Origin of the sequence: Acidithiobacillus concretivorus (assembly GCF_018853445.1) — a bacterium.
In the GTDB taxonomy this organism is placed as follows: domain Bacteria; phylum Pseudomonadota; class Gammaproteobacteria; order Acidithiobacillales; family Acidithiobacillaceae; genus Acidithiobacillus; species Acidithiobacillus concretivorus.
The window spans coordinates 1-4,686 of sequence record NZ_JABELD010000188.1; the positions used below are offsets into that span (position 1 = coordinate 1).

The window sequence follows — 4,686 nt, forward strand, 5'->3', positions numbered from 1 at the left end:
CACAAAGTTCAGGGCGCCCTTGACCAGACCAAAGGAAATCACAAAGGAAGCCAGGAAGAAAAAGGCGTGGCTATCCACACCAAAGTGCTCCGCCATGCTGGGCAACACATTGCGTTCCATGCCGATAATCAGACCCACAAAAAAGACCTGAACTGTCTGCAGCAGAAATTGTCCACGGTTACAGCCAATGCCCCGGATGTAAGCGCTTGCATGGTCCGCCGTGACGTTCATGCGGTGCCTTTTTTGTGGAGAGTTACCACGGTACTCAGTACTGCATGGTTATGCGCGGTAATCTGCATCTGGTCGAGAATGAGCTCCCGAACAATCTCGCAGACTTCCAAAACCTTGGGGCTGGTAAGGCGGTAATGACAGAAAGTACCGCACTTGTCGCAGTGCACCAGACCTCTCGCCTTGAGAATATTCATGTGCTGTGAAACATTGGCTTTCGACATGCCTGTCAGTTCGGTGAGCTCGCTGGCGGTTTTTTGCCCTTCACCCAAATAGTGAATGATCTCCAGACGCTTGGGGTGGGCAATGGCCGCAAACACTTCCGAAAACAGCGCAAAGCGGATGGTTTCCTGATGCTTCATGCCGCCCTCCCCAGATTGCTGGCGACAATGCGCGCCATCTCCGCCGGTCGTTCCGGAATGTTGGCGGTCAGCTCGTGCATGAAGGTCATCCGGTCCATACTCAAATACGGGTCCCAGCGCTTTTCGAAGCCGATCGTCGACGAGGGTTTTCCCGAAAGGCCGGCCCCGCAGACACTGCCGGCAGCATGACCCGGAATGTAAATCAGCATCATTCGTTTGCCACCTGTCAGCATCAGGTATTTACCACCCCATATCGCGGAATATGAATCATTAGTCCGTTGAAATATTATGTGCATTAGCGAAACACTGAGGTTCTCAAAGGCGAACAATCCAAACGCTGATTTTTGCTGAAAACTGGCTAGCGACCAGCGCTGTTTAACACCATAGGCATATGCCCTCAAAGTTGCACCACTACACGGATGCTGACCATTTCCCGGAGGCGGTCATTAAGCAAACCACTTCTTCATAGTCTGTGTAAGGATGAGAAATACATTGGGGGAAACCTTGCCGCGTTTCGCCCGAAAGTCTCTACCCCGAAGCTATACCGGTTGTCAGCCCGAGCCCGTAGCCTCTGAGCATGCGCTCATACTATGTATTTTTGTGCGCACGAAAGGTGGAATCCTCTCATGCGCTGTCATGCAGAATTATGCAAGCGCAAGGCTGAAAGTAAACGTGAAAGTAAACGTGAAACAAAAAAGGCACCTAGCAAGTTTCGCTAAGTGCCTGTTTTATTTGGTGCTGGCGAGAGGAATCGAACCCCTGACCCACTGATTACAAATCAGTAGCTCTACCGACTGAGCTACGCCAGCTTGTACATACTTGACCATCAATCCAGTCATTATATCTTGATGCTATTACATGTGGCAACGCGTCAACGGCAGACAAATTATGCAACCGCATTTTACCACACAAATAGATTATAACCATTTGACTTTGTGTGTTTTTATATAGACGTTAATACTGAAAAGATGACAAACCGAGTCTCTCAGTGGACACCGGTCTGAGACTGCAGATCGGGGGGTGCTTCATGGTGACGATGTAATCCTATCCACAACAAGGCACCCGGCAGACTGGTCAGGACCATGGTAAAGCCGAGCAACAAGGAGAGCGCCAAAGCCTGATCATGCCCCATGTGCAAATAGCCCAGATAAAAAACCATCAGGCCTTCTCGCAGCCCCCAACCGGCAAAGGATATGGGCAGGGCCAGAAACAGACTGATTACCGGCCATACGACCCAGAGTGCTACGGCGTCCGGGGCCTCGCCAAGCGCATGGGCGAGCAACCAGAAGGTCAGAACTGATATGCACTGAATAGCAAATGATAGAACAATGGTCGCGCTCAATGCCAGACGATGGCGCAGCAGTGCGCTCATGCCCAAACGAATATCATGAAGCTTATCGCCGAGTTTTCCCGAAATTTTTTCGAGAAAGTTCAGCAGCGGACTTAAAATAAGAATAACAATCAAGGCATAGGCAAAAAGCAGAATCCCGATGGTCCAGCCCATTTGCGGGAGCAGCCCCACCCTTGCTCCACTCAGAGCAAAGGCGACCGCTGCAATGACAATCAAAGCGCCCATCCCCATAAAGCGGTCACCAAAAACCGCTGCAAGCGCCAGCGGCATGGAACCGGTTTGATGACGGGTGTACCAGGCACGAATCACATCACCAGAAACCGCCCCGGGCAATACCTGATTAAAATAGGCCCCAACCCAATTCAGCCGCAGCAACCAGAGGATGGGCGCCGTGCGCTCCATAGCCAACAAAATAACACGCCAGCGAATAACCGATACCGATAAATTCAGGGCATAGGAGGCCATGGCCGCGACAAACCACCAGGGCCGCATTTCTGCAAAACGTTGACTGAGCGACTGCCAGTGGGTGTTATGCAAAAGCCAGAACAGAACGCCAATGGTAAAGACAATTTGTAGCAGCAGTTGCCATCGGGTGTGGAGTTTTTTTCGGGACATGCCTGACTTTGAAAAGCGATCTATGGGTCGGACTCTATGCGAGACCAGCCAGTGCTGCAAGTTTCCGATGGAACAAAGCCACCTTGTCCAGGCTTTCCTGATACTCCGCAGTAGCCACAGAGTCCGAGACAATGCCCCCGCCTGCCCAGAACTGCAGTTCTCCCTGGCTGGCGGTAATGGTACGGATAGCAATATTCATATCCATTCTTCCACTGCGGTCAATATAACCGATGCTGCCACAATAAAGACCCCGCGATGCAGCTTCGAGCTCATGGATGATTTCCATGGCACGACGCTTGGGCGCGCCAGTGATGGACCCTCCCGGAAAACAGGCAGCCAGTGCGTGAAGGGGGTCCAATCCGTCTTGTAATTGGGCTTCCACGACACTGACCAGATGATGCACCTGGGCATTGGATTCAAGGCCACAAAGCTGGGCCACCTGCACAGAGCCGGTTTTTGCCACCTTACCCAGATCATTGCGCAGCAAATCCACAATCATCACGTTTTCAGCACGATCTTTAGGACTGCGCAGCAGATCTTCAGCTAACTGGGCATCCTGCAATGCGTCTGCAGAGCGGGGACGGGTGCCTTTGATGGGGCGAACCTGCATTTGTCCCTGCCGGACCTGCAGCAACCTCTCTGGAGAAAAGCTCAATGCACTCCCCCAGGGAAAGCGCAAATAAGCCGAAAAAGCTGCCGGATTCATTGATCGCATCTGCTGATACAAATACCAGGGCGAGCCACTATAGGTGGCAGAAAACTGCTGTGCCAAATTGATCTGATAACAATCACCGGCGTGAATATAAGCTTCCACCTGACGAAAAGCTTGGTGATATTGTGCTGGAGACCATTGCGCTTGCACGGCTCCGCGCGTCTGGAACACCGGCCATAAGGCAGGCTCCTGGACAGCCGCCAAGCGGGCTTCCCATTGTAAACGTACACTGGCCATTTGATCTTCAGGGGCAAGCAGCCAGGAACAACCCTGCAGATGGTCAACAATAAAGGCCGTATCGTAAACGCCAAAAGCCGCTTCTGGCCAGAAAGTCGTCGCAGGCATTGCGAGCCCCTGCTCCGCCAAAGCAAAATCATACCCCAAATAACCCAGCACTCCGCCGGTAAAGGGCAGATCTTCGCCCTGAGGCAACTGCGTTGCAGGGAGATTGGCGAGACTTTCCCGCAAGACCTGCCACAACGAGGATGTCGAAAGCTGCGCGGACTGATGGCCTTCGGCCACCCACAATTGTCCTTGATGTTGCCAGATACGGCGACGTGGTTGCGTCACTATAATACTGTATCTCCCCTGCCCTGACGTCTGGGCACTACTATCCAGCCACTGCGACCAATCTGTTTCGGCAAGCCCGGCAAATACTTTCTCAAGACAATCGGGATACGCCAAAGCACAGTAAACCAAGGGAGACAGCGTCATGATCCTGCCAAAAATCCTGCCAAATAGAGCGTTGTAGCATAAGCGATGAAAGGTCCTTTGCCCATGCGCTCTTGACTACCGACCGATCGGTCGGTATTGTCTGAAATCTCCTTCAGGCTCAGGAAATACCCATGCACGCCCATCGTTCTGCTTTGTCGTTGCTTGCCGCTGCGTTGCTGTTGAGCAGCAGTTCTGCCTGGGCAGAAAACCTGATTGATGCCTATCAGCAGGCCTACCATACCGACCCAGTACTGGCTCAGGCCCGCGCCGAACTGTCCGCGCAAATGCAGGACAAGCCTCTGGCGCGTTCGGCCTTGCTGCCGCATGTGGGGGTTGGTGCCGCGGTAGGCTTTAATACCGCCGACATTACCGGTTTTGGCAATATAGCTATTAACCGCGCCTATTTGTCTGACAGCTACAGCGTCAACATCACCCAATCCGTATTCAACGGCCAGGCTTGGATAGCGCTGAAACAGGCGGATTCGCGGATTCAAGCCAGCGCTGCTGGCCTGACCTACTCCGAACAGCAGCTCGCCCTGCAGGTCGCCAAAGCTTATTTTGCGGTGCTGGAAGCCCAAGCCCAGGAACGGGTTGCCAAAAAGCAGAAATCACTGCTGGAAAGCATTTACCAACAAACCCAAGCCACCCTGAAAATCGGCACGGGAGACATTATTGCAGTGCGTGAAGCCCAAGCCCGGGTGGAT

The 4,686-nt window shown here is 52.8% G+C and carries 5 protein-coding genes, 1 tRNA gene and 1 pseudogene; 1 reads left to right on the forward strand and 6 read right to left on the reverse strand.

Annotated features, from left to right (window positions below; translation table 11 throughout):
- The 6 genes and pseudogenes from HJG40_RS14745 to pabB form a co-directional block, all read right to left on the reverse strand.
- Positions 1-231, reverse strand: a pseudogene (locus tag HJG40_RS14745) (MFS transporter); the annotation flags it as partial.
- Entirely contained in the window at positions 228-590 is a 363-nt protein-coding gene (locus tag HJG40_RS14750; RefSeq protein ID WP_215858111.1) for an ArsR/SmtB family transcription factor, read from the reverse strand. The pseudogene HJG40_RS14745 and the gene HJG40_RS14750, both read right to left, overlap by 4 nt.
- Positions 587-802 carry a hypothetical protein gene (locus HJG40_RS14755; protein ID WP_226857495.1) on the reverse strand — a complete coding sequence of 72 codons (216 nt, stop codon included), beginning with the start codon at positions 800-802 and terminating at the stop codon, positions 587-589. The genes HJG40_RS14750 and HJG40_RS14755 overlap by 4 nt, the downstream gene beginning before the upstream one ends.
- A gap of 521 nt (positions 803-1,323) precedes the next feature.
- Positions 1,324-1,399: transfer RNA gene (locus HJG40_RS14760), tRNA-Thr, on the reverse strand.
- 176 nt (positions 1,400-1,575) lie between these two features.
- Positions 1,576-2,556: a lysylphosphatidylglycerol synthase transmembrane domain-containing protein gene (locus HJG40_RS14765; protein ID WP_215864891.1), complete on the reverse strand. Its 981-nt coding sequence runs from the start codon at positions 2,554-2,556 to the stop codon at positions 1,576-1,578.
- Positions 2,557-2,590: 34 nt separating this feature from the next.
- A complete protein-coding gene (pabB, locus tag HJG40_RS14770) occupies positions 2,591-3,982 on the reverse strand; it encodes an aminodeoxychorismate synthase component I (RefSeq protein WP_215864892.1) in 1,392 nt (463 codons plus the stop codon).
- Between the two features lie 131 nt (positions 3,983-4,113).
- Here pabB and HJG40_RS14775 point away from each other — a divergent pair.
- Positions 4,114-4,686 (forward strand): TolC family protein (locus HJG40_RS14775; protein ID WP_215864893.1); only part of this gene is annotated, 573 nt, incomplete at its 3' end.